The 788-nt window shown below is 60.7% G+C and carries 1 protein-coding gene; it reads right to left on the reverse strand.

From position 1 onward, the window contains the following. On the reverse strand, window positions 1–306 hold a 306-nt coding region (locus tag HMPREF9056_RS04760), incomplete at its 3' end, for a hypothetical protein (protein ID WP_009403351.1). Window positions 307–788 lie beyond the last annotated feature (482 nt).

A 788-nucleotide genomic window follows, 5' to 3' on the forward strand; every position in this document is an offset into this window, starting at 1 on the left:
GTCCGAGGGCTTGGTGTCGGTGGCCGGGTCAGCCGACGGTGTGGTGGTGGCCTCAGTCGGCTTGACGCTGGCCTCAGCCGAATCACCTTGCGGGGCTTGCTGTGTTTCCTCTGCCGAGGCAGAAGAGGTAGTGGTCGCAGCGTCCGTCTGCGCTGTCGGCTGAGAGCTCGCCTGCTGGGTGGCGGCGGACTCGCCCCCCTGCTGGGTGGGGCCATCACTCTGGGCCAGGGCTGCGGGACCTGCCAGCCCCACGAGCGTCATCGCCGCGAGTGTGCCGATCATGTATCGGCCAGTGCGCTTCATCATGTCCTCCTTGAGGAAATGGTTCTCTTCCTTGTGAACGTCTCCGTCGCAACCGGCCGGTCAACAGTCTTCTCTGGCCTTTTCTCCGGAGGGCGGATACAGAGAATATACGAGCCCGCGATGCTGTTTAACTAGCTGTTATGCATGGATATGGCATCAGTTTGGTCAAGTTCTTGTGTCTCTTCAAGTGGTTATCCGTATGGTTTATTACGGTTCAATGCATGGAGTAGTCTGTCTCGTTCTCTCGTGGTGCGCTCAGGCGAGGGGTTGAAGATCCGTAGAGCGGCAAGCGCGGTGCGGCGGGCTCCTGAAGGCCCTCGATCCCCGAGTGTGTCCACATCTGTCATAAAGGCCTTGAGGAACCCCAGCGAGGGGAAGCGAGACCGCATGATCCCGAGGGTCTCGGACAAGTGCGATCGACGTGCGGGCCTCTTTGCGGCAGATGTGGACACGTAGCCCATGGGGTCCCAAGCAAACGCGTTTGC

The organism is Actinomyces sp. oral taxon 170 str. F0386 (genome assembly GCF_000195595.1).
In the GTDB taxonomy this organism is placed as follows: domain Bacteria; phylum Actinomycetota; class Actinomycetes; order Actinomycetales; family Actinomycetaceae; genus Actinomyces.